The following is a 24,536-nucleotide window of genomic DNA, read 5'->3' as shown; positions in this document are numbered from 1 at the left end:
TTAATTTTCATCGTGTTAGCCACTTTTATGACGAACCGTTTTCAGAAATATTTTCTTTATGTGACACTGAAAAAAGTAGCTGAAGATAACAAATTGTCATTATTAAAAACGTGAACGAATTGATTAAAAACAAACCAGGCGGGATAAAAAAGCTCCACCCGAAGGTGGAGCCTGAAGGGATTATTCTACAGTAACCGATTTCGCCAGGTTACGCGGCTGGTCAACGTCGGTGCCTTTGATCAGCGCCACGTGATAGGCCAGTAGCTGCAACGGAACGGTGTAGAAGATCGGCGCAATCACCTCTTCCACATGCGGCATCTCGATGATGTGCATGTTGTCGCTGCTGGCGAAACCGGCATCTTTATCAGCAAAGACGTACAGCACGCCGCCACGGGCGCGGACTTCTTCGATGTTGGACTTCAGTTTTTCCAGCAGTTCGTTGTTCGGTGCCACGACGATAACCGGCATATCCGCGTCAATCAGCGCCAACGGACCGTGCTTCAGCTCGCCTGCCGCATAGGCTTCAGCGTGAATGTAAGAGATCTCTTTCAGCTTCAGCGCGCCTTCCAGCGCAATCGGATACTGATCGCCACGGCCCAGGAACAGGGCGTGATGTTTGTCAGAGAAATCTTCCGCCAGAGCTTCAATGCGTTTGTCCTGAGACAGCATCTGCTCAATACGGCTCGGCAGCGCCTGCAGACCGTGAACGATGTCATGCTCAACAGAGGCATCTTCACCTTTCAGACGCGCCAGTTTCGCCACCAGCATCAGCAGAACCGTCAGCTGAGTGGTAAACGCCTTGGTGGAGGCCACGCCGATTTCGGTACCCGCTTTGGTCATCAGCGCCAGATCGGATTCACGCACCAGCGATGAGCCCGGGACGTTACAGATGGCCAGAGAACCCAGATAACCCAGCTCTTTAGAGAGACGCAGCGCCGCCAGGGTATCTGCCGTTTCACCTGACTGGGAAAGGGTGATCATCAGGCTGTTACGACGCACGGCAGATTTGCGATAGCGGAACTCAGACGCAATTTCTACGTCGCACGGCACGCCCGCCAGAGATTCAAACCAGTAGCGAGAGACCATACCGGAGTTGTAGGAGGTGCCGCAGGCCACGATCTGAATATGCTCGACCTTGCTGAGCAGTTCGTTCGCGTTTGCGCCCAGCTCGCTCAGATCCACTTCACCATGGCTGATGCGCCCGGTCAGGGTGTTTTTGATGGCGTTTGGCTGCTCGTAAATCTCTTTCTGCATGTAGTGACGGTAAGCGCCTTTGTCGCCCGCGTCGTACTGCAGATTCGATTCGATCTCCTGACGTTTCACCTGCTCGCCTTTGGTATCGAACACGGTTACGCTGCGGCGAGTCACTTCGGCGATATCCCCCTCTTCGAGGAAGATAAAGCGACGCGTTACCGGCAGCAGTGCCAGCTGATCGGAAGCGATAAAGTTTTCACCCATGCCCAGGCCGATAACCATCGGGCTACCGGAACGCGCGGCCAGCAGCGTTGACGGGTCGCGGGAATCCATGATCACCGTACCGTACGCACCGCGCAGCTGAGGAATAGCACGCAGCACCGCATCACGCAGCGTACCGCCCTGCTCAAGTTCCCAGTGCACCAGGTGAGCAATCACTTCGGTGTCAGTTTCAGAGACGAAGGTGTAGCCGCGCGCTTTCAGTGCTTCACGCAGCGGTTCGTGGTTTTCGATAATGCCATTGTGCACGACCACGATGTGTTCAGACACATGCGGGTGCGCGTTGCCTTCAGACGGTTCGCCGTGCGTCGCCCAGCGGGTGTGCGCAATACCGGTTCCCCCGTGCAGCGGATGTTCTTCCGCGGCCTGGGCCAGCATCTGCACTTTACCGAGACGGCGCAGACGGGTCATATGACCTTCTGCATCGACAACAGCCAGACCGGCAGAGTCGTAACCACGGTATTCCAGACGACGTAAACCTTCGAGAAGGATTTCAGCAATATCACGCTGCGCAACTGCGCCAACAATTCCACACATAATTTTAGATTCCGAATTTAGGCATAATGCCTGCGTTGTCGCTGACCTGTATTTACCCTTTCCGGGCGCCCCGAGCCTTGTAGAGAGTGGGGTTATTTTTATGGGTACTGCTTGTGGGGGGAGATATATGTTTATCTCCTCACCCGGGTTTGCCTGATGACGGCTACGCCTTATCAGGCCTACTCAATCGTAGGGCGGGTAAGCGTAGCGCCACCCGCCTTGTTGTTACTTCTTCTTCACAGGACGTTTCCAGCCCTGCTTGTGCACCTGCGGCACACGGCTTAATACCAATTCGTTATCGGCGATATCGCGCGTAACGGTTGTCCCGGCGGCAATCGTTACGCCGTTACCCACGGTAACAGGCGCCACCAGTTGGGTGTCGGAACCGACAAACACATCATCACCGATGATGGTTTTAAACTTATTGGCGCCGTCATAGTTACAGGTGATTGTGCCTGCGCCAATGTTGACGTTGTCACCAATTTCCGCGTCGCCCAGATAGGTTAAATGACCGGCTTTAGAGCCTTTACCCAGACGCGCTTTTTTCATCTCAACGAAGTTGCCCACGTGAGCGCCTTCCAGCAGCTCAGCGCCCGGGCGCAAACGCGCAAACGGGCCGATGGTACAGGCCACATCCAGACGGGCATCTTCCACCACGCTGTACGGGCTGATTTCACAGTCGTCACCAATGACGCTGTTTTTGATCACGCAGCCAGCGCCAATTTTGACGCGATTGCCCAGCGTGACGTGACCTTCGAGGATAACGTTAGTATCAATTTCAACGTCGCGCCCGTGAGATAACGTGCCACGCAGATCGAAACGCGCCGGATCGCGCAGCATCACGCCAGCCAGAAGGAGTTTCTCGGCCTGTTCGGACTGATAAACGCGCTCAAGACGGGAGAGTTGAAGACGGTTGTTCACCCCTTCGGTTTCGCTGATGCGCGCCGGATGGACCGCCGCAATCTCGCGCCCTTCCTGGTATGCCATCGCAATGATGTCGGTGATATAGTATTCACCCTGCGCGTTATTGTTGTTGAGCTTCGACAGCCAGCGCTTCATATCCGCACCATTGGCAATCAGGATACCGGTGTTGATCTCCTGAATCTGACGCTGCGCCTCGCTGGCATCTTTATGCTCAACAATACCCGTAACGTTGCCGTTTTCACGGGTAATGCGGCCGTAGCCGGTCGGATCATCCAGCACGACGGTTAATAAACCGATGCCGCCCTGCGGTTTGGCTTCACGCAGGCGAGTCAGCGTTTCAACGGAGATCAGCGGGACATCGCCGTAGAGCATCAAAATGTCTTCGTCATCCGCAAAGAAGGGCGCTGCCTGCTGCATGGCATGGCCTGTACCCAACTGCTCGGCCTGAAGCACCCAGTTGAGCTTGTCGTCGCTCAGCGTCTTTTTAAGCAGATCGCCACCGTGGCCGTAGACCAGGTGGACCTGACTGGCACCCAGTTCATTCGCTGCATCAATGACGTGCTGCACCATTGGCTTTCCTGCAAGCGTGTGAAGCACTTTAGGCAGGTCGGAATACATGCGGGTCCCTTTGCCTGCAGCAAGGATCACCACGCTCATCGCACTGTTTGACATACGCATCCTGACGGTTGTTTGAGTGAGAAGTAAAAACGTTTGATGCTTAAAATTCTACATCTTTTTCATCATGAATTAAGGCCGAAAAAAAAAGCCAGCCTGGTATCCAGACTGGCTTTTGTGCTTTTCAAGCCGGTGTTACATCGCTTTTTTGGTCAACTCGATAACGCGCAGTTTCGCGATCGCTTTGGCCAGCTCCGCAGACGCCTGAGCGTAATCCACGTCACCATGAGAGCTGCTAATGTGCTCTTCAGCCTTACGCTTCGACTCCAGGGCTCGCGCTTCGTCGAGATCCTGGCCACGAATAGCGGTATCGGCCAGAACGGTCACACTACCAGGCTGCACTTCAAGAATGCCGCCGGACAGATAGATAAACTCTTCGTGACCGAACTGTTTAACGATGCGGATCATACCAGGCTTAATGGCGGTGAGCAGCGGTGCGTGACCCGGGAAAATACCCAGCTCACCTTCACTACCCGTTACCTGGATTTTCTCGACCAGACCAGAGAACATTTGTTGCTCTGCGCTGACGACGTCCAGGTGGTAAGTCATTGCCATATCACCCTCCGATTAAGGCGTTAAAGTTTTTTGGCTTTTTCCACAGCTTCTTCGATGGAACCAACCATGTAGAACGCCTGCTCTGGCAGGTGATCGTATTCGCCTTCCATGATGCCTTTAAAGCCACGGATGGTGTCTTTCAGGGAAACGTATTTACCCGGAGAACCGGTGAATACTTCCGCAACGAAGAACGGCTGGGACAGGAAGCGCTGGATCTTACGCGCACGTGCTACCACCAGTTTGTCTTCTTCAGACAGTTCATCCATACCCAGGATGGCGATGATGTCTTTCAGTTCCTGGTAACGCTGCAGCAGGGACTGTACGCCACGCGCGGTGTCGTAGTGCTCCTGACCAACAACCAGTGGATCCAGCTGACGGCTGGTGGAGTCCAGCGGGTCAACGGCTGGGTAGATACCCAGAGACGCGATCTGCCGGCTCAGTACCACGGTTGCATCTAAGTGCGCAAAGGTGGTGGCTGGAGATGGGTCAGTCAAGTCATCCGCAGGTACGTATACCGCCTGAACGGAGGTGATAGAACCGGTTTTGGTAGAGGTGATACGTTCCTGAAGAACACCCATCTCTTCCGCCAGTGTTGGCTGATAACCTACCGCTGAAGGCATACGACCCAGCAGTGCAGATACTTCAGTACCGGCCAGGGTGTAACGATAGATGTTATCAACGAACAGCAGAACGTCACGGCCTTCGTCACGGAACTTCTCAGCCATCGTCAGGCCGGTCAGCGCAACGCGCAGACGGTTTCCAGGTGGCTCGTTCATCTGGCCGTAAACCAGGGATACTTTGTCCAGAACGTTGGAGTCGGTCATTTCGTGGTAGAAGTCGTTACCCTCACGAGTACGTTCACCTACACCCGCAAACACAGAGTAACCGGAGTGCTCGATCGCGATGTTACGGATCAGCTCCATCATGTTTACGGTTTTACCTACACCCGCACCACCGAACAGACCCACTTTACCGCCCTTCGCAAACGGACACATCAGGTCGATAACTTTGATACCGGTTTCCAGCAGTTCCTGAGAGCTGGACAGCTCTTCGTAGGAAGGTGCCGCGCGGTGGATAGCCCAACGCTCTTCTTCACCGATGTCGCCTTTCATGTCGATTGGCTGACCCAATACGTTCATGATACGACCCAGTGTTGCTTTACCTACCGGGACTTCGATCGGGTGCTCAAGGTCTTTTACTTCCAGACCACGACGCAGACCGTCGGAAGAACCCATCGCGATGGTACGCACGATACCGCCGCCGAGCTGCTGCTGAACTTCCAGCACCAGGCTCTCGTTACCATTCTGTACCTCAAGCGCGTCGTACACGCGTGGTACGGCGTCCTGAGGGAACTCGACGTCCACCACGGCGCCGATTACCTGGACAATCTTTCCAGTAGCCATCTTGAATCCTCTACGTAATTCGTAAACCTGGTTAAACCGCGGCGGCCCCCGAGACGATCTCGGTGAGTTCCTGAGTAATGCTGGCCTGACGAGCTTTGTTGTAAACCAACTGCAGCTCTTTAATCAGGCTGCCGCCATTATCGGTCGCGGCTTTCATCGCCACCATTCGTGCGGCCTGCTCGCTGGCCAGGTTTTCTACAACGCCCTGATAAACCTGAGATTCAACGTAACGACGCAGCAGGGTATCCAGCAGCGGTTTCGGATCGGGTTCATACAGGTAATCCCAGGCTTTTTGCTTCAGCTCGTCATCTTCTGATGCCGGTAACGGCAGCATCTGAGTGAGCGTTGGAACCTGAGACATGGTGTTAATGAATTTGTTGCTGACAACGTACAGTCTGTCCAGACGGCCTTCATCATAGGCCTGCAACATCACTTTAACCGGGCCGATCAGTTCGGACAGGGACGGGTTATCACCCATACCGGTCACCTGAGCGACAATGTTGCCACCAACGGAGTTAAAGAAAGAGACGCCTTTAGAGCCGATCATTGCGATATCGCACTGAACGCCTTTTTCAGACCATGCTTTCATATCCGCCAGCAGTTTTTTGAACAGGTTAATGTTCAAGCCGCCACACAGACCACGGTCGGTCGACACCACCAGGTAGCCCACGCGCTTAACGTCGCGTTCTTCCAGGTAAGGGTGTTTATATTCCAGATTACCGTTTGCAAGGTGACCAATCACTTTGCGCATGGTTTCTGCATAAGGACGGCTGGCCGCCATGCGATCCTGCGATTTACGCATTTTGGAAGCGGCGACCATCTCCATCGCTTTAGTGATCTTTTGCGTGTTCTGGACGCTTGCGATCTTACTACGTATCTCTTTTGCGCCGGCCATGAGCTTCTCCTCAATGCCAGGCGGCTTGTCCTGAGACAAGCCGCCGGACGATTACCAGGATTGGGTTGCTTTGAAGGAATCGAGGATAGCTTTCAGCTTGCCTTCGATTTCGTCGTTATAGCCACCGGTCTGGTTGATCTCTTGCATCAGCGGAGCGTGATCACGGTCGACGTAAGCCAGCAGAGCGGCTTCGAAGCTACCGATTTTCGCCAGTTCCACATCTTCGAGGTAACCGCGTTCAGCCGCGAACAGTACCAGGCCCTGCTGAGCAACAGACATTGGTGCGTACTGTTTCTGCTTCAGCAGCTCGGTCACTTTCTGACCGTGGCTCAGCTGTTTACGGGTTGCTTCGTCCAGATCGGATGCGAACTGAGAGAACGCAGCCAGTTCACGATACTGTGCCAGCGCGGTACGGATACCACCGGACAGTTTCTTGATGATCTTGGTCTGTGCAGCACCACCCACACGGGATACGGAGATACCCGGGTTAACCGCCGGACGAATACCGGAGTTAAACAGGTTGGTTTCCAGGAAGATCTGACCATCGGTAATGGAGATTACGTTGGTCGGAACGAACGCAGAAACGTCACCCGCCTGGGTTTCAATGATCGGCAGCGCGGTCAGAGAGCCCGTTTTACCCTTCACTTCACCTTTGGTGAAGTTCTCGACGTATTCCGCGTTAACGCGGGAAGCACGCTCCAGCAGACGAGAGTGGAGGTAGAATACGTCGCCAGGGAACGCTTCACGTCCTGGTGGACGACGGAGCAGCAGGGATACCTGACGATAAGCAACAGCCTGCTTAGACAGGTCATCGTATACGATCAGCGCATCTTCACCGCGGTCACGGAAGTATTCGCCCATTGCGCAACCAGCGTATGGTGCCAGGTATTGCAGTGCAGCAGATTCAGACGCGGTCGCCACCACAACGATGGTGTTAGACAGTGCGCCGTGCTCTTCCAGTTTACGAACCACGTTGGAAATGGTGGACGCTTTCTGGCCGATGGCCACATACACACATTTGATGCCGGAGTCACGCTGGTTGATGATGGCGTCGATAGCCATCGCGGTTTTACCGGTCTGACGGTCACCGATGATCAGTTCACGCTGACCACGACCGATTGGGATCATGGCGTCAACGGACTTATAACCTGTCTGAACAGGCTGATCTACGGACTGACGGTCGATAACGCCTGGTGCGATAACTTCGATTGGGGAGAAGCCATCGTGCTCAACCGGACCTTTACCGTCGATTGGCGCACCCAGGGTGTTAACAACGCGACCCAGCAGGCCACGGCCAACCGGTACTTCCAGAATACGGCCAGTACACTTAACCTTCATGCCTTCGGCGAGGTCAGCATATGGACCCATCACAACTGCACCAACGGAGTCGCGCTCCAGGTTCAGTGCGATAGCGTAACGGTTACCCGGCAGGGAAATCATCTCACCCTGCATACAATCGGCCAGGCCGTGGATGCGGATAACACCGTCACTTACAGAAACAATAGTACCTTCGTTGTGAGCTTCACTCACAACATTGAACTGAGCAATGCGCTGCTTGATCAGTTCGCTGATTTCGGTGGAATTCAGTTGCATGCTCCAGTCCCCTTAAGACTGCAAGACGTCTGCAAGGCGCTCAAGACGGCCGCGTACGCTGCCATCAATGACCATATCACCCGAACGGATGATTACGCCTGCCATTACAGACTTATCGATTTTGCAATTCAGCTTAACTTTGCGTGACAGACGTTTTTCCATCGCGGCGGTAATTTTCGCAAGCTGTTCGTCACTCAGTTCAGTCGCAGAAGTCACTTCGACTTCAGCGGTAGCTTCACTAAGGGCACGTAAGTGCTCAAACTGCTCGAGAACATCCGGGAGCACACGGAGACGACCATTCTCTGCCATCACCTTAATCAGGTTCTGGCCGTTGGCATCCAGTTGCTCTCCGCACACGGCGATAAACGACGCGGCGAGGGTTTCAGGTGCTAACGCACCGGAAAGCAACTCGGCCATTTGTTCGTTTTTCGTCACCTCAGCGGCAAACGCCAGCATATTCTGCCAGCGATCGACATTTTGGTGTTCGATAGCAAAGTCAAAAGCTGCTTTGGCGTAGGGGCGAGCTACCGTAACAAATTCAGACATCAGCCCCTCCCTCCTTACAGTTCAGCGACAAGTTTGTCCACGATGTCGCTGTTAGCAGCTTCATCCACGGAACGTTCGATGATCTTCTCGGCGCCAGCAACAGCCAGAATCGCAACCTGCTTACGCAGTTCTTCACGAGCACGTTTACGCTCAGCTTCAATTTCAGCCTGAGCCTGTGTCACGATCTTAGTACGTTCCTGTTCTGCTTCAGCTTTCGCTTCGTCCAGGATCTGCGAACGGCGTTTGTTAGCCTGTTCGATGATAACCTGAGCTTCCGCTTTCGCTTTTTTCAGCTGGTCTGTCGCGTTGGCCTGTGCAAGGTCCAAATCTTTCTTAGCGCGTTCTGCAGAAGCCAGACCGTCAGCAATTTCTTTCTGACGTTTTTCGATGGCTGCCATTAAAGGCGGCCATACATACTTCATGCAGAACCAGACAAAGAGAATAAACGCGATGGCCTGGCCGAGGATTGTTGCGTTCATGTTCACAGCACAATACCTCTTTAATATCTGTGGCTTAGGGTTTTAAAACTACTACTACGCGACAGCAAACATCACGTACAGACCCAGACCTACAGCGATCATTGGGATAGCATCCACCAGACCCATAACGATAAAGAACTGAGTACGCAGCAGAGGAATCAGATCAGGTTGACGCGCAGCGCCTTCCAGGAATTTGCCCCCGAGGATGCCGATACCGATCGCAGCACCGATAGCCGCCAGACCCATCATCACAGCGGCAGCCATGTACAGCAGATCCATATTCAGGTTTTCCATGACAGTCTCCAGTTTGTTTCAATTAAAACGTAGTAGTGTTGGTAAAAAATCAGTGCTCTTCAGACGCCATCGACAGATAGACGATCGTCAGAACCATGAAGATAAAGGCTTGCAGCGTAATGATCAGGATGTGGAAAATGGCCCACGGCACATTCAGAACCCACTGTGACCACCACGGCAGAAGACCCGCGATCAGAATGAAAATCAGCTCACCCGCATACATGTTGCCGAACAGTCGCAGACCCAGTGAAACAGGTTTGGACAGCAGGCTAACGCCTTCCAGGATCAGGTTGACCGGAATAAACGCCCAGTGGTTGAACGGCTGCAAGGTAAGCTCTTTCACAAAGCCGCTTACGCCTTTCATTTTGATGCTGTAGAAAAGAATCAGGATAAACACGCCCAGCGCCATCGACAGGGTGATGTTCACGTCCGCAGACGGTACCACACGCAGTGCAGGCAGGCCGAAGATGTGCTCGCCAATAAACGGCAGCAGATCGATTGGCAGCAGGTCCATCAGGTTCATCAGGAAGACCCAAACGAACACGGTCAGCGCCAGCGGAGCAATCAGCTTGCTCTTGCCATGGTACATGTCTTTGACGCTACCATGGACGAAGCCGATGATCATTTCGATGAAGGTCTGGAATTTCCCTGGTACACCGCTGGTCGCTCGTTTAGCAACACCGCGGAACATGGCCAGGAACAGAAGACCCAAAACCACCGAGAAGAACATGGAGTCGATGTTGATCGTCCAGAAGGTGGCCGGGGGGTTATGTGGATCCACCAGCGAGAATGTACGCAGGTCCAGCTGAAGGTTATTCAGATGGTGACCTATGTAATCCTGCGGCGTCATATTTTCTGAAGCCATGATGCCTTTTACCCTTTGTTATTGATTACAGCTGGAGCCAGAACTTGTACCACCAGCACCAAAACCCACGTTGCTATCAGCGGCATGAAGACCACTTTCAAAACCGCCAGCGCCATCACCAGTAGAGCAAAGGTCAGCAACACCTTACACACTTCGCCGAGGGCGAAGGACCAGGCCACGCGGCCTTTGGCAGGTGTATGCGCCTGATGACGCCAGGCAAAAATCATAAACAACACGTTTGGCAGCACAACCGCCAAACCCCCGCACACGGCGGAGATGCCCCAGAAGGGGTCTTTGAGGCTAAACAGCAGTCCACTTGCTATCACAGCCAGAAACTGAATGAACAGAAGCTTACGAGCAACGTTTCTACTCAAGAGCGACACAGACATCACGTTTTTACTCCTGCTCCCTTCGAGGTATGCCGCGTGTCGTATAAAACGTCCTTTAAGGCTCAGAGTCAAGCATCAAAAAGCGGTCAAATTATACGGTGCGCACCCGTGATTTCAAACATTAAGTAGCGAAAAGGTGAATAAATGTTTAAATATTTTTCCCCACCGCTATTTTTTAACTTTCGCTGAAAGCGTCAACCTTCGACCAAAACTGCAAACAGCGCGAAAACGTTGTCGATAAAGCGTGCACGAGATCACAAAACACACATTTGCGATAAGGTTGTATTTATCAAAGGCGCAAATCGCAGAAATTTATCTTTATGAAATTAAACGCAAAATGTCGCAACTATTTTCAAAACAGCCCAGTACACAATAAAAACCTTTTATTGACATTCTTAATAAATAATTAACATTGCGTTCTGGTTACTGCCTTCCACTTTTAGCAGACTTATATTTTCAAAGATGACTATCTTCTCGGTGAATAACGGTTGCTTCGTTAACCGGAAGAAAAACCTTAGTGAAGCAGAGGTTAAAAGCTCCTCGGTAAATCCCCGGTAGTTGTGCTGTTTTTTAACATGATAAGAACAGCACGAATTCCACATTTTTTATTAATTTTTTAAAAATTGTTTGGCTTAATTATCACCAGGTGACGTTCGCCTTCGAGCTGAGGAATCTGTAATTTCTCAATAGACTCGACAGCAAAACCGTCCGGAAGCTGTTCAATCTCATCGCCTGGCAACTGCCCTTTCAGCGCATAAAAGCGGCCATTCTCCGCAGGTAAGTGCTTGCACCAGCTCACCATATCGTTGAGCGACGCAAATGCGCGGCTGATAACCCCGTCAAACGGCGGCTCTGCCGGGAACTCCTCTACCCTGCTCTGCACGGGCGTGATGTTTTCAAGCTTCAGCTCATGCTGTACCTGGCGCAAAAAGCGCACGCGTTTGCCAAGGCTGTCCAGCAGCGTGAAATGGCTCTCAGGGCGAACAATCGACAGCGGAATACCCGGCAGACCAGGGCCCGTCCCCACGTCGATATAGCGTTCACCTTTTAGCCAGGGAGCAACCACGATGCTGTCGAGAATGTGGCGAACGAGCATCTCGTTGGGGTCGCGAACAGACGTCAGGTTGTACGCTTTGTTCCATTTGTTCAGCATATCGACATAGGCCACCAGCTGATTTTTCTGGTGATCGGTGAGCGAAATACCTGCCTGATCCAGCAGACGAGAGAGTTTGTTGAGCACGGTGAATACCTGTTGAGAGTTTTTTTGCCCGGTGGCGCTGCCGCTTACCGGGCCTACGAATAAGTAGGGCGGGTCAGCGAAGCGCCACCCGCCAAAAGCAATGTCAATTACGCGCTACGGCGCAGCATGCCCTGCTTTTTCAGCCACACCAGCAGGATCGAAATCGCCGCCGGGGTCACGCCCGAGATGCGGGATGCCTGACCGATCGACACCGGTTTGTGATCGTTCAGCTTGGCGATCACTTCGTTGGAAAGGCCCGTCACCTGGCGGTAGTCCAGCATTTCCGGCAGCAGCGTGTTTTCGTTACGCTGCTGTTTTTCGATCTCATCCTGCTGACGGGCGATGTAACCTTCGTACTTCACCTGGATCTCGACCTGCTCTGCCGCTTCAGCGTCTTCCAGGCCCGGCGCGAACGCGGTCAGTTTGACCAGGTTCTCGTAGGTGACTTCTGGACGGCGCAGCAGATCTTCACCGCTGGCTTCGCGCGACAGCGGCGCGGTTAAGTGAGCGTTCACTTCAGCAGCGGTTTCCGCCTGCGGATTCACCCATGTGGTTTTCAGACGCTGACGTTCCTGCTCAATGCGCTCCAGCTTCTCGTTGAAGCGCGCCCAGCGCTCGTCATCGACCAGACCCAGCTCGCGACCCATTTCGGTCAGACGCAGGTCGGCGTTATCTTCACGCAGCATCAGGCGATATTCCGCGCGAGAGGTAAACATACGGTACGGTTCTTTGGTACCCAGCGTGCAGAGATCGTCAACCAGCACGCCCAGATAAGCCTGAGAACGCGCCGGAGCCCAGCCCTCTTTCTCAGCAGAGAAGCGCGCGGCGTTCAGACCGGCAAGCAGGCCCTGTGCAGCCGCTTCTTCGTAGCCGGTGGTGCCGTTAATCTGACCCGCGAAGAACAGACCGTGGATGAATTTGCTCTCCAGGGTCGGCTTCAGGTCACGCGGATCGAAGAAATCGTACTCAATAGCGTAGCCAGGGCGAACGATTTTTGCGTTCTCCATACCCTGCATTGAGCGAACAATTTGCATCTGTACGTCGAACGGCAGGCTGGTGGAGATGCCGTTCGGGTAAATTTCGTTTGAGGTCAACCCTTCCGGCTCCAGGAAGATCTGGTGCTGGTTGCGATCGGCAAAGCGCATCACTTTGTCTTCGATCGACGGGCAGTAGCGTGGACCGATCCCTTCGATCACGCCGGCGTACATCGGGCTGCGATCGAGGTTATTGCGGATCACGTCATGGGTTTTCTCGTTGGTGTGCGTGATGTAGCACGGCACCTGCTGCGGATGCTGTGCCGCATTGCCCATAAACGAGAAGACCGGCATTGGGTTATCACCGTGCTGTTGCGCCAGCACGCTGAAATCAATGGTGCGCGCATCAATACGCGGCGGCGTACCGGTTTTCAGGCGGCTGACGCGCAGCGGCAGCTCGCGCAGACGGCGAGACAATGGGATAGACGGCGGATCGCCTGCACGGCCGCCGCTGTAGTTATCCAGACCAATATGAATTTTACCGTCAAGGAAGGTACCCACGGTCAACACCACGGCTTTAGCGCGGAATTTGAGGCCCATCTGGGTCACGGCGCCCACGACGCGATCGTTCTCAACGATAAGATCTTCAACCGCCTGCTGGAAGATCATCAGGTTCGGCTGGTTCTCCAGCGCGGTACGTACCGCCTGACGATAAAGTACGCGGTCTGCCTGTGCACGGGTCGCTCGAACAGCAGGCCCTTTGCTCGCGTTTAGTATCCTAAACTGGATGCCGGCATGATCGATCGCTTTCGCCATCAGGCCGCCAAGTGCATCCACTTCTTTTACCAGGTGTCCTTTCCCAATGCCGCCAATCGCCGGATTACAGGACATTTGTCCCAGCGTGTCGATATTGTGTGTCAAAAGCAGGGTCTGCTGACCCATTCGCGCTGCGGCCATTGCGGCCTCAGTGCCTGCGTGACCCCCGCCAATGATGATGACGTCAAAAGGATCCTGATAAAACATGGTGGTCTGCCTCGCGTAAAGCGGTATGAAAATGGATTGAAGCCCGGGCCGTGGATTCTACTCAACTTTAGTCTTTCGAGAAAGCATTGGGATCCTGGGCTATTAAAAAGAAGATCTTTTTATTTAGAGATCTGTTCTATTGTGATCTCTTATTAGGATCGCGAACCCGTGTGGATAAGTCCGATCTCATAAAGAAGATCATGCAGTTAGAAAGGATCGTTTGCTGTGAATGATCGGTGATCCTGGACCGTATAAGCTGGGATCAGATCGCGACTTTATACACAGGCCAAAAACGGCGATACGGTTGTTCTTTGGATAACTACGGGTTAATACGAGCTTTTAACCAGAGTTATCCACATCTGTTCGCGCGATCTTTAATCGTTTTTGAGTAAATTTTTCCATTCCGCGAGCCAGATCACGGCTGGATCCTCCGGAATGTCATGATCGAGGATGTTGATCTTGAGTGTTTCGCCCAGCTGTTTTGCTCCGCAGGAGGTCACAGCGGCTTCGACTTTCTCTATTGCCCCGCAAAAGGTGTCATATTCACGACTGCCGATCCCCACTGCGCCAAAACGGACGTTTGACAGGTCGGGCTGCTGTTCCAGCAGTTCGTCATATAAAGGTTGCAGGTTGTCCGGCAGATCGCCCGCGCCGTGCGTGGAGGTGATCAGCAGCCAGACCCCGTCAGTCGGGAGATCTTCCAGCAACGGGCCGTGCAGGGTTTCCGTGGAAAAGCCCGCCTCTTCCAGCTTTTCAGCCAGATGTTCCGCTACGTATTCCGCACCGCCAAGGGTGCTGCCGCTGATAAGGGTAATGTCCGCCATTGATCGCTCGCTCAGATAAAGAGACGGCCATTGTACGCTGTGAACGAGTTGGGATCTACCTGTGGAAAATGTGGGAATGGATTTGCCCGATCACGGGCGGATGGTACGCATGATCGGGTTTTGCAGGGAGATCAGTGTCTCGGTGGACTGAATTTCATCGATTGTTTGGATCTTGTTGATAAGTACCTGCTGGAGGGCGTCGATGGATCGGCACATGACCTTAATAAAGATGCTGTAGTGCCCGGTGGTGTAGTACGCCTCGGTGACTTCATCCAGCGCGTTCAGTTTCGCCAGGGCGGAAGGGTAGTCTTTGGCGCTTTTAAGAATGATGCCGATGAAGCAGCAGACGTCGTAACCCAGCTGCTTCGGGCTGACGTCAATGCGTGCACCGGTAATGATCCCCGCCTGCTTCATCTTCTCTACGCGAACGTGAATGGTTCCCGGGCTGACGCCAAACTGTTTCGCCAGTTCGGCGTAGGCGGTACGGGCATTGGCCATTAACGCCTCCAGAATGCCGCGGTCGAGATTGTCGATCTGATAATTTTCCATAGCTTTTTCTTATGAAGATTAATGAATCACTCTATTCTAGCGCCTTATTTTATCGAATCAAAAGTGAAGGCGGCTTTTTGCTGATGGGTTATTGAATAAGGTGCCATTTCTGTTGCTTAATCAATATCAACAGGACGCAGGAGTATAAATAATGAAAACCGCTTACATCGCAAAACAACGCCAGATCAGTTTCGTAAAATCCCATTTTTCCCGCCAGCTGGAAGAGAAGCTTGGGCTGATTGAAGTCCAGGCCCCGATCCTCAGCCGCGTGGGTGACGGGACGCAGGATAACCTCTCTGGATGCGAAAAAGCGGTACAGGTAAAAGTGAAAACGCTGCCAGACGCCCAGTTCGAAGTGGTTCATTCACTGGCGAAGTGGAAGCGTCAGACCCTGGGACAACATGACTTCAGCGCGGGCGAAGGGCTCTACACGCACATGAAAGCCCTTCGCCCCGATGAAGACCGCCTGTCTCCCATTCATTCCGTTTACGTTGACCAGTGGGACTGGGAGCGCGTGATGGGCGATGGTGAGCGCCACGTTGGCACGCTGAAGTCTACCGTTGAGGCGATCTACGCCGGGATCAAAGCGACCGAAGCGGCCGTAAGCAAAGCGTTTGGTCTGGCACCGTTCCTGCCGGAAACGATCCACTTTGTACACAGCCAGGAATTGCTGACCCGTTTCCCGGATCTGGATGCCAAAGGCCGCGAGCGGGCGATCGCCAAAGAGCTCGGGGCGGTGTTCCTGATTTGGATCGGCGGCAAACTGTCTAATGGCAAACGCCACGACGTTCGTGCGCCGGATTATGATGACTGGAGCACCACCGGTGAGGGGGAATTTGCCGGTCTGAACGGCGATATTCTGGTCTGGAACCCGGTACTGGAAGACGCATTCGAGCTTTCTTCTATGGGGATCCGCGTGGATGCTGAGGCGCTGAAGCGCCAGCTGGCGGTGACCGGAGATGAAGATCGTCTCAAACTGGAGTGGCACCAGGCGCTGCTGCGTGGGGAAATGCCGCAGACGATTGGCGGCGGTATCGGCCAGTCCCGTCTGACCATGCTGCTGCTTCAGTTGCCCCATATTGGTCAGGTGCAGTGTGGCGTCTGGCCGCAGCAGGTACGTGAAAGCGTCGGTTCTCTTCTGTAATTAACGCTGCCAGCGTCTGAGCAGGCGGCTACGCAACCCGGTATCAAAGCGCCAGATATGATCGAAGATGCGCATGATGCCGGGTTTTCCATGGGCGGACATCGCCACCGCATGAAAACGGTGCTGATGCACACGCTGTAATTCCTTCACTTTATTGACCACGTCATCCGGCAGCCGCTGGGCAATAAAGTCGGATATCACTACCGCGTCAGCGTCATACCAGTCGCCGCCCTGCATCCGCTCTACGATGCTGCGAAAACAGCTGGCCAGATCGGTTCCGCCGCGAAAGCGCTGGCTCAGGAAGCGGATTGCCTGCTCGATCCCCTGCTGGTTCGTCAGCTCATAGCCCACGACTTCGCTGGAGAACAGCATAATGAAGCAGCGACGGCGATCGGCGAGCGCCACGCGCATCAGCGCCAGACAGAACGCCTTTGCACACTGCTCGTTAAACCCGCCCATGGAGCCGGACGTATCCACGCAGACAATAAATGGCCCGCGCGGCTGTTCGTCAAAATCCTGATGAATGACCGGCCGCTGGCTGATTTTCTCGCGCCAGGCTTCACCGTGCAGCCGGTAGGTGAGGAGCTGTTTTTCCACCAGCCGACGGTAAAACTCGTACTCCAGCTCGGTCATCCCCAGCGTGCTCAGCTCCGTGGGCAGCAGACGCAGAATATCATCGCTCTGCTGGAGCCCGTCGACCTGCTCCGGAACGGTGGCCGGCTCACGCACCAGGGTGCGGAAGGTTTCCATCGGGGCGTCCTTCTTTGGAACCGACTTTGCCTCCCTTGAACGTCCCAGCTGTTCTGCAAGCTTCATCAGCTCGGGCTGCTGCGCCAGAAAATCACCGTACTTGACGATCAGCTGATAGTCCCCGCGCCGAAGCTGGCCGGCGCTCATATCCCAGAGACGCCCTGCCGCGTTCTCATTTTCCACCAGCACCTGCTCAAGCTGGCCGCTTAAGGTCATGCGTTCCTGAACTTCACTGAGCAGCTGTTCGCGCTCTTCATCCAGAAGCTGCTGGTTTAGCGTCGTGGCCTGCACCACCAGGCTGAGACGCCAGCGCTGTAAAAAGAGGGTGTGCAGTGCGGGAGTGAACGTGGCGTTGTCCGTGACCAGCCCACGGGCCTGGCTGGCAAACGGGGAGTGGACCCTGTCGAGCAACGTCAGGGTTTGCGGAAGCTGGACGATAAACTGCGACGTGGAAAGTCGCTGGCACTGCTGATAGCAGGCCACTTCTTCCGTTAACTCAGGGGGGACTTCGGTCTCTTTAAACCGTTGACGCAGGTTATCCCGCCAGCGCGGAAGATCGTCGGTCATCGCCTTTTTGAGCTTCGGAAATTTTTCAAAGAAGGCCGCCAGCTGCGGTGAAGCCAGAAGGGTGATCACCACTTCTTCGATCAACCCTTCCTCGCTGACGGCCAGCATGACGTTAAGCGTATCCAGGGTTAGCATTGACGCGCCTGTTTGATCTGCGCGCTGACGTCCTGCAGGCTGGCTTCGATGCGGCCTAACCAGTCGCTATGGATAAAGAGGCATTTTTGCTGCTCGCTAAAGCGGGTGTGCTGCTGGTGCCATTCGGTGTCCAGCGCGTCCAGCTGCTGCTTAATCTCTTCGGGGACGCTCTCAGAGGCGGTTCCCGGAAGCGCAAGACGCGAGCCCTGCAGGCTGACGTCGCGGATCACCAGGTGCTGGCTGCTGTCTACTTCCATATTCAGCGGCTGCGCAAAACCGATGCCGTTGAGCTTTCCGCGGATCTCTCCGCCCTTATCCAGCCACTGCGCCAGCGCCTCGCGCTCAATCGTCACGTGCACCACCTGCATGTCATGCAGCTTGAGCGGCTGCTGGAGCAGCAGGGTCAGCATCGGGCTGGTGAGTTCGGCGGGTAATTCATAGTGCGGTTTGCGGGCGAACATCCCCCCCAGGCGATTCACTTTCAGCGCGGTTTTATCACTTTGCTGCTGCTGAAGCTGGATGCGCCGCTGGGCAATCGCCCCCAGTTGGTTGAGCATCGCCTGCTGTCCCCAGGCGTGTCCGGTCATCAAAACGTCGAGCTGCTGCTGCATCAGATTCATGCCTTCCGCGTCGTGCCAGAGGCAGTCTTTCAGCAGGATCAGATCGATGGGCGCAACGGCATCGCGACCGCTGAACAGGGCGCTGGCCTGCAGCAGGCGGATCGCTTTTTTCCAGCGGCGATCGGAGACATAGGGGGCAGAGGGCAGTAAATCAAGCTGCTGGCGCAGCATGAAGATCAGCTCGAAGACGGAATCAGGCAGCTTAATTTTACCGATCTCTTCCTGCCACTGGTAATACTCCTCGTCTGATACCTGCAATGACGCTGCTACCGGATTCTCGTTCTCATCCTGCTGGCTGACCAGCATGGAACGGAAGTTGGACTTATCCTGCACTTTGTCCAGCCACAGGCGGATCAGCATACGGTCATATAGCGCTTCCAGGCTGCTGTCGGCTTCAGGCAGTTCGTTTGAGGCGGCCACCAGCAGGCGCATCGGGATTTTCTCTTCACTGGCGCCGTTGCGGAACCGACGTTCGTTTATCGCTGTGAGCAGGGTGTTCAGAATGGCCGGGCCGGCTTTCCAGATCTCATCAAGGAAGACAATTTCTGCCTCAGGCAGATACCCCGCTGTCAGGCGCTCGTAGCGCCCTTCATCTTTCAGCGCCTGAATGGAAAGGGGGCCAAACACTTCTTCCGGGGTGGAAAAGCGGGTCATCAGGTATTCAAACGCGCGGGCGTTCTTAAAAGCAAACTTAAGCCTGCGGGCAATCAGGCTTTTGGCGATGCCCGGCGGCCCAAGCAGAAACACGCTTTCACCGCTCAATGCTGCCAGTAAACAGAGGCGAATGGCGTGGCTACGCTCGAAAAGGCCTTTCTCCAGCGCGCTGCTGAGGCGGGAAATTCTTTCTGCTAATAAATGTGAGTGAGCCATAATAGTTTTGCATCCTTTCGCCGTCGTGGCGGCCAATTGAAGCGAGTATAGACGTTTCAGTCAGGGCTGGTAATAGGCTGAAGTGCGGCGCAATTTTCTTTGCGCTACATTAATGCGGTTGCATTTAGGGGTACGATTTTGCAATGAATCGTGCATACTGTGCGCTTTTTGTGGGCCAAGGGACCAGGAACACATTTGTTATTCAAACGAAAAGACTAGTCTATGAGCACTGATAATAAGCAATCATTACCCGCAATTACGCTTGCGGCGATCGGGGTTGTCTACGGTGATATCGGCACCAGCCCGCTTTATACGCTTCGTGAATGTTTGTCCGGCCAGTTTGGCTTTGGTGTTGAGCGCGATGCCGTGTTTGGCTTCCTGTCCCTCATCTTCTGGCTGCTGATTCTGGTCGTTTCCGTTAAGTATCTCTCCTTCGTTATGCGCGCTGATAACGCGGGCGAAGGCGGTATCCTGACCCTGATGTCCCTTGCAGGGCGCAACACCTCCGCCAGAATGACCTCCGTGCTGGTGATTATCGGCCTGATTGGCGGCAGCTTCTTCTACGGAGAGGTGGTTATCACGCCCGCGATTTCGGTCCTCTCGGCGATAGAGGGGCTGGAGATCATCGCGCCACAGCTTGATACGTGGGTGGTCCCGCTGGCGATAATCGTGTTGACGCTGCTGTTTGTGATCCAGAAGCACGGTACCGGGCTGGTGGGAAAACTGTTTGCGCCGATTATGCTGGCCTGGTTCCTGATCCTGGCGGCGCTCGGTTTACGCAGCATTATCGCGAACCCGGAAGTGCTGCATGCGCTGAACCCATACTGGGCCGTGCATTTCTTCCTCGAATACAAAGTAGTTTCCTTCGTGGCGCTGGGGGCGGTCGTGCTCTCCATCACCGGTGTGGAAGCGCTGTATGCGGATATGGGTCACTTCGGAAAGCTGCCTATCCGCGTGGCCTGGTTTTTGGTTGTGCTGCCGTCGCTGGTGCTCAACTACTTCGGCCAGGGCGCGCTGTTGCTCAAAAACCCGGAGGCGATTAAGAACCCGTTCTTCCTGCTGGCGCCTGACTGGGCGCTGGTGCCGATGCTGATCCTGGCGACGCTGGCGACCGTCATTGCCTCTCAGGCGGTGATTTCCGGCGTGTTTTCTCTGACGCGCCAGGCCGTGCGTCTGGGGTATCTCTCACCGATGCGCATCATTCATACCTCAGAGATGGAGTCGGGCCAGATCTACATCCCGTTCGTTAACTGGCTGCTCTACTTCGCTGTTGTGATTGTGATTGTCAGCTTCGAGCACTCCAGCAACCTGGCGGCGGCGTACGGTATTGCGGTAACCGGCACCATGGTGCTGACATCGCTTCTCTCCACCACGGTGGCATACCGTAACTGGCACTGGAATAAGTTCCTCGTGGCGATGATTCTGGTGGGCTTCCTGTGCATTGACGTGCCGCTGTTCTCCGCGAACCTCGACAAAATTGTCTCCGGCGGCTGGCTTCCGCTGACGCTGGGTCTGGTGATGTTCATCGTCATGACCACATGGAAAAGCGAGCGCTTCCGCCTGCTGCGCCGTATGCATGAGCACGGGAATTCTCTGGAGGCGATGATTGCTTCTCTGGAGAAATCTCCGCCGGTCCGCGTGCCGGGCACCGCGGTGTACATGTCTCGCGCCCTGAACGTGATCCCGTTCGCGCTGATGCATAACCTCAAGCACAACAAAGTGCTGCACGAGCGCGTGATCCTGCTGACGCTGCGTACCGAAGATGCGCCATATGTTCACAACGTACGCCGCGTGCAGATTGAGCAGCTCTCCCCGACCTTCTGGCGCGTGGTGGCAAGCTACGGCTGGCGCGAAACGCCGAACGTGGAAGAGGTGTTCCACCGCTGCGGTCTGGAAGGCTTAAGCTGCCGCATGATGGAGACGTCGTTCTTTATGTCCCACGAGTCGCTGATCATCGGTAAGCGCCCGTGGTACCTGCGCCTGCGCGGTAAGCTGTATCTCATCCTGCAACGTAACGCCCTGCGTGCGCCTGACCAGTTTGAGATCCCGCCTAACCGCGTGATAGAGCTGGGTACGCAGGTCGAGATTTAAGTCCTTTCCAAAATGCCGGGTGGCGCTGCGCTTACCCGGCCTACCAAACCCGTAGGCCCGTGCAAGCGAAGCGCCGCAGGGCAATTTCTCCCATCAATATTTCACTTAGCGAAACGTTTCGACGTCGATCACAAATCTGTTACGTCATGGTGGTTTTCTGAACATTTCTGAGGCTACACTTCTTTTAGCGAAACGTTTCGCTAGTGGAGCAAAAAAATGAAGAAAGGCACTGTACTCAACTCAGAAATCTCGTCGGTGATTTCCCGTCTTGGGCATACCGATACGCTGGTGGTTTGCGATGCAGGCTTACCGGTTCCGCGCAGCACAACCCGTATTGATATGGCGTTAACGCAGGGCGTACCTTCGTTTATGCAGGTACTGGACGTGGTGACCGCGGAGATGCAGGTTGAGGCGGCCATTCTCGCGGCGGAAATCAAACAACATAATCCGCAGCTCCACGAAACGTTGCTCAGCCATCTTGAGCAGCTGCAACAACACCAGGGAAACACCATCGAAATTCGTTACACAACGCACGAACAATTCAAACAACAAACCGCAGACAGTCAGGCGGTGATTCGCAGCGGGGAGTGTTCCCCGTATGCGAATATCATTCTCTGTGCTGGCGTCACCTTCTGAGGCCATCATGGACGCATTACTGCAACTCAAAGGGATCGATAAGTCGTTCCCGGGCGTAAAAGCCCTCTCCGGCGCGGCGCTGAACGTTTACCCCGGGCGCGTAATGGCGCTGGTGGGCGAAAACGGCGCCGGCAAATCCACCATGATGAAGGTGCTGACCGGGATCTATCAACGCGATGCCGGTTCACTCCTCTGGCTGGGTAAAGAAACCACCTTCACTGGCCCGAAATCTTCTCAGGAAGCGGGTATCGGCATTATTCACCAGGAGCTGAACCTGATCCCGCAGCTCACCATTGCGGAGAACATCTTCCTCGGCCGCGAGTTCGTGAACCGCTTCGGCAAGATCGACTGGAAAACCATGTATGCCGAAGCCGACAAGCTGCTGGCGAAACTGAACCTGCGCTTTAAGAGCGACCGTCTGGTCGGCGATCTCTCCATCGGCGATCAGCAGATGGTGGAAATCGCGAAGGTGCTGAGCTTCGAGTCGAAGGTCATCATCATGGATGAACCGACAGACGCCCTGACCGATACCGAAACCGAATCCCTGTTCCGCGTTATCCGCGAGCTGAAATCGCAGGGGCGCGGGATTGTCTATATCTCTCACCGCATGAAAGAGATCTTTGAAATCTGCGATGACGTCACCGTCTTCCGCGACGGGCAGTTTATTGCCGAGCGACAAGTGGCCACGCTGACGGAAGATACGCTCATCGAAATGATGGTGGGACGCAAGCTTGAAGATCAGTATCCGCATCTGGATAAAGCGCCGGGCGAGATCCGCCTGAAGGTGGATAACCTCTGCGGCCCGGGTGTGAACGACGTGACCTTTACCCTGCGCCAGGGCGAGATCCTGGGCGTGGCGGGCCTCATGGGCGCGGGACGTACCGAGCTGATGAAAGTGTTGTACGGCGCACTGCCGCGCACCAGCGGTTATGTCACCCTCGACGGCCATGAAGTGGTCACCCGCTCCCCGCAGGATGGTCTGGCGAACGGCATCGTCTATATCTCCGAAGACCGCAAACGCGACGGCTTAGTGCTGGGCATGTCGGTAAAAGAGAACATGTCCCTGACTGCGCTGCGCTATTTCAGCCGCAGCGGCGGCAGCCTGAAGCATAAAGACGAGCAGCAGGCGGTCAGCGATTTCATCCGTCTCTTTAACGTTAAAACCCCGTCGATGGAGCAGGCGATTGGCCTGTTGTCCGGCGGGAATCAGCAGAAAGTGGCAATTGCTCGCGGGCTGATGACGCGCCCGAAAGTGTTGATCCTCGACGAGCCAACCCGCGGCGTAGACGTGGGGGCGAAGAAAGAGATCTATCAGCTGATAAACCAGTTCAAGGCCGACGGTCTGAGCATCATTCTGGTCTCTTCCGAGATGCCAGAAGTATTGGGCATGAGCGATCGCATTATCGTCATGCATGAAGGGCATCTCGGCGGTGAATTCACTCGCGAGCAGGCCACCCAGGAAGTTCTGATGGCTGCCGCTGTGGGCAAGCTTAATCGCGTGAATCAGGAGTAAGAAGATGACTACCCAGGCTGTTTCTGGTCGCCGCTATTTCACAAAGGCGTGGCTGATGGAACAAAAATCGCTCATTGCCCTGCTGGTGCTGATCGCGATTGTGTCGACCATGAGCCCGAATTTCTTCACCGTAAATAACCTGTTCAACATTCTGCAGCAGACGTCGGTGAACGCCATTATGGCGGTCGGCATGACGCTGGTGATTTTGACCTCAGGGATCGATCTGTCCGTCGGTTCCCTGCTGGCCCTCACCGGCGCGATCGCCGCTTCGCTGGTCGGGATTGAAGTCAACGCGCTGGTGGCCGTGGCCGCGGCCCTGGCGGCAGGCGCGGCGATTGGTGCCGTCACCGGCGTGATTGTGGCAAAAGGCCGCGTTCAGGCGTTCATCGCGACGCTGGTGATGATGCTGCTGCTGCGCGGGGTGACCATGGTGTATACCAACGGCAGCCCGGTCAATACCGGATTCACCGATAACGCCGATCTGTTTGGCTGGTTCGGTATCGGTCGCCCGCTGGGTGTCCCGACCCCGGTCTGGATCATGGCTATCGTCTTCCTGGCGGCGTGGTACATGCTGCACCATACCCGTCTGGGTCGTTATATCTATGCGCTGGGCGGTAACGAAGCGGCAACGCGCTTGTCCGGGATTAGCGTTAATAAAGTCAAAGTTATCGTGTACTCCCTGTGCGGTCTGCTGGCGTCACTGGCGGGCATCATCGAAGTGGCGCGCCTCTCTTCCGCGCAGCCGACGGCGGGTACGGGGTATGAGCTGGATGCTATTGCAGCAGTGGTTCTGGGCGGTACGAGTCTGGCGGGCGGTAAAGGTCGCATTGTTGGGACATTGATCGGCGCACTGATTCTCGGTTTCCTGAATAATGGTTTGAATTTGTTAGGTGTTTCCTCCTATTACCAGATGATCGTTAAGGCAGTGGTGATTTTGCTGGCGGTACTGGTAGACAACAAAAAACAGTAACT

General features: G+C 54.7%; 22 protein-coding genes. 5 read left to right on the top strand and 17 right to left on the bottom strand.

From position 1 onward, the window contains the following. Positions 1 to 180 precede the first annotated feature (180 nt). The 15 genes from glmS to asnC all read right to left on the bottom strand — a co-directional run bounded on the left by glmS (position 181) and on the right by asnC (position 15,238). Positions 181 to 2,010 (bottom strand): glutamine--fructose-6-phosphate transaminase (isomerizing), encoded by a 1,830-nt coding sequence (glmS, locus tag ACEPLT_RS22260; protein WP_008500188.1) that lies wholly within the window; start codon positions 2,008 to 2,010, stop codon positions 181 to 183. 225 nt (positions 2,011 to 2,235) lie between these two features. Continuing rightward, positions 2,236 to 3,606, bottom strand: coding sequence for a bifunctional UDP-N-acetylglucosamine diphosphorylase/glucosamine-1-phosphate N-acetyltransferase GlmU (gene glmU / locus ACEPLT_RS22255; RefSeq protein ID WP_023345143.1), 1,371 nt, complete (start codon positions 3,604 to 3,606; stop codon positions 2,236 to 2,238). Between the two features lie 138 nt (positions 3,607 to 3,744). Next, the gene (locus ACEPLT_RS22250; RefSeq protein ID WP_006177560.1) at positions 3,745 to 4,164 is read right to left on the bottom strand and encodes a F0F1 ATP synthase subunit epsilon; all 420 of its coding nucleotides are present in this window, start codon (positions 4,162 to 4,164) and stop codon (positions 3,745 to 3,747) included. A gap of 20 nt (positions 4,165 to 4,184) precedes the next feature. After that, positions 4,185 to 5,567 carry a F0F1 ATP synthase subunit beta gene (atpD, locus tag ACEPLT_RS22245; protein ID WP_003862362.1) on the bottom strand — a complete coding sequence of 461 codons (1,383 nt, stop codon included), beginning with the start codon at positions 5,565 to 5,567 and terminating at the stop codon, positions 4,185 to 4,187. 31 nt (positions 5,568 to 5,598) lie between these two features. Then, entirely contained in the window at positions 5,599 to 6,462 is an 864-nt protein-coding gene (atpG, locus tag ACEPLT_RS22240; RefSeq protein WP_008500191.1) for a F0F1 ATP synthase subunit gamma, read from the bottom strand. Between the two features lie 51 nt (positions 6,463 to 6,513). Further along, the gene (atpA, locus tag ACEPLT_RS22235) at positions 6,514 to 8,055 is read right to left on the bottom strand and encodes a F0F1 ATP synthase subunit alpha (protein ID WP_003862367.1); all 1,542 of its coding nucleotides are present in this window, start codon (positions 8,053 to 8,055) and stop codon (positions 6,514 to 6,516) included. Positions 8,056 to 8,067: 12 nt separating this feature from the next. After that, positions 8,068 to 8,601: a F0F1 ATP synthase subunit delta gene (gene atpH, locus ACEPLT_RS22230; RefSeq protein ID WP_008500192.1), complete on the bottom strand. Its 534-nt coding sequence runs from the start codon at positions 8,599 to 8,601 to the stop codon at positions 8,068 to 8,070. Between the two features lie 14 nt (positions 8,602 to 8,615). Then, positions 8,616 to 9,086: a F0F1 ATP synthase subunit B gene (atpF, locus tag ACEPLT_RS22225; protein WP_003862370.1), complete on the bottom strand. Its 471-nt coding sequence runs from the start codon at positions 9,084 to 9,086 to the stop codon at positions 8,616 to 8,618. A 48-nt stretch (positions 9,087 to 9,134) separates the two neighbouring features. After that, positions 9,135 to 9,374, bottom strand: a complete 240-nt coding sequence (atpE, locus tag ACEPLT_RS22220; protein ID WP_000429386.1) for a F0F1 ATP synthase subunit C — start codon at positions 9,372 to 9,374, stop codon at positions 9,135 to 9,137. 49 nt (positions 9,375 to 9,423) lie between these two features. Continuing rightward, positions 9,424 to 10,239 (bottom strand): F0F1 ATP synthase subunit A, encoded by an 816-nt coding sequence (atpB, locus tag ACEPLT_RS22215; protein ID WP_008500193.1) that lies wholly within the window; start codon positions 10,237 to 10,239, stop codon positions 9,424 to 9,426. A gap of 8 nt (positions 10,240 to 10,247) precedes the next feature. Further along, the gene (gene atpI, locus ACEPLT_RS22210) at positions 10,248 to 10,628 is read right to left on the bottom strand and encodes a F0F1 ATP synthase subunit I (protein ID WP_008500194.1); all 381 of its coding nucleotides are present in this window, start codon (positions 10,626 to 10,628) and stop codon (positions 10,248 to 10,250) included. 616 nt (positions 10,629 to 11,244) lie between these two features. Continuing rightward, positions 11,245 to 11,868 carry a 16S rRNA (guanine(527)-N(7))-methyltransferase RsmG gene (gene rsmG / locus ACEPLT_RS22205; RefSeq protein ID WP_023345142.1) on the bottom strand — a complete coding sequence of 208 codons (624 nt, stop codon included), beginning with the start codon at positions 11,866 to 11,868 and terminating at the stop codon, positions 11,245 to 11,247. Positions 11,869 to 11,975: 107 nt separating this feature from the next. Then, positions 11,976 to 13,865, bottom strand: a complete 1,890-nt coding sequence (mnmG, locus tag ACEPLT_RS22200; RefSeq protein WP_008500196.1) for a tRNA uridine-5-carboxymethylaminomethyl(34) synthesis enzyme MnmG — start codon at positions 13,863 to 13,865, stop codon at positions 11,976 to 11,978. A gap of 374 nt (positions 13,866 to 14,239) precedes the next feature. After that, the gene (gene mioC, locus ACEPLT_RS22195; protein ID WP_232929110.1) at positions 14,240 to 14,689 is read right to left on the bottom strand and encodes an FMN-binding protein MioC; all 450 of its coding nucleotides are present in this window, start codon (positions 14,687 to 14,689) and stop codon (positions 14,240 to 14,242) included. A gap of 90 nt (positions 14,690 to 14,779) precedes the next feature. Beyond that, a complete protein-coding gene (gene asnC / locus ACEPLT_RS22190) occupies positions 14,780 to 15,238 on the bottom strand; it encodes a transcriptional regulator AsnC (RefSeq protein WP_008500198.1) in 459 nt (152 codons plus the stop codon). 151 nt (positions 15,239 to 15,389) lie between these two features. Between asnC and asnA the strand changes: the two genes are divergently transcribed. Then, complete coding sequence (gene asnA / locus ACEPLT_RS22185) at positions 15,390 to 16,382, top strand: aspartate--ammonia ligase (RefSeq protein ID WP_447088318.1); 993 nt, start codon at positions 15,390 to 15,392, stop codon at positions 16,380 to 16,382. On the opposite strand, the gene viaA is transcribed toward asnA, so the two are convergent. Together viaA and ravA are read right to left on the bottom strand one after the other, a co-directional pair. Continuing rightward, positions 16,383 to 17,834, bottom strand: a complete 1,452-nt coding sequence (viaA, locus tag ACEPLT_RS22180; RefSeq protein ID WP_032664809.1) for an ATPase RavA stimulator ViaA — start codon at positions 17,832 to 17,834, stop codon at positions 16,383 to 16,385. After that, on the bottom strand, positions 17,828 to 19,324 hold the full coding sequence (ravA, locus tag ACEPLT_RS22175; RefSeq protein ID WP_232929107.1) for an ATPase RavA: 1,497 nt from the start codon (positions 19,322 to 19,324) through the stop codon (positions 17,828 to 17,830). The genes viaA and ravA overlap by 7 nt, the downstream gene beginning before the upstream one ends. A gap of 222 nt (positions 19,325 to 19,546) precedes the next feature. Between ravA and kup the strand changes: the two genes are divergently transcribed. The 4 genes from kup to rbsC all read left to right on the top strand — a co-directional run bounded on the left by kup (position 19,547) and on the right by rbsC (position 24,534). Then, positions 19,547 to 21,415, top strand: coding sequence for a low affinity potassium transporter Kup (kup, locus tag ACEPLT_RS22170; protein WP_021242659.1), 1,869 nt, complete (start codon positions 19,547 to 19,549; stop codon positions 21,413 to 21,415). 216 nt (positions 21,416 to 21,631) lie between these two features. Further along, entirely contained in the window at positions 21,632 to 22,051 is a 420-nt protein-coding gene (gene rbsD, locus ACEPLT_RS22165; protein ID WP_008503495.1) for a D-ribose pyranase, read from the top strand. Between the two features lie 7 nt (positions 22,052 to 22,058). Then, on the top strand, positions 22,059 to 23,564 hold the full coding sequence (gene rbsA / locus ACEPLT_RS22160; RefSeq protein ID WP_213375142.1) for a ribose ABC transporter ATP-binding protein RbsA: 1,506 nt from the start codon (positions 22,059 to 22,061) through the stop codon (positions 23,562 to 23,564). A 4-nt stretch (positions 23,565 to 23,568) separates the two neighbouring features. Beyond that, positions 23,569 to 24,534: a ribose ABC transporter permease gene (gene rbsC / locus ACEPLT_RS22155; RefSeq protein ID WP_021242657.1), complete on the top strand. Its 966-nt coding sequence runs from the start codon at positions 23,569 to 23,571 to the stop codon at positions 24,532 to 24,534. The last annotated feature ends 2 nt before the right edge of the window (positions 24,535 to 24,536 follow it).

The sequence above is a fragment of the Enterobacter sp. fkY84-1 genome, assembly GCF_052974705.1.
Note: the sequence above shows the minus strand (reverse complement) of the source record. Positions and strands in the feature narration are given on the sequence as shown.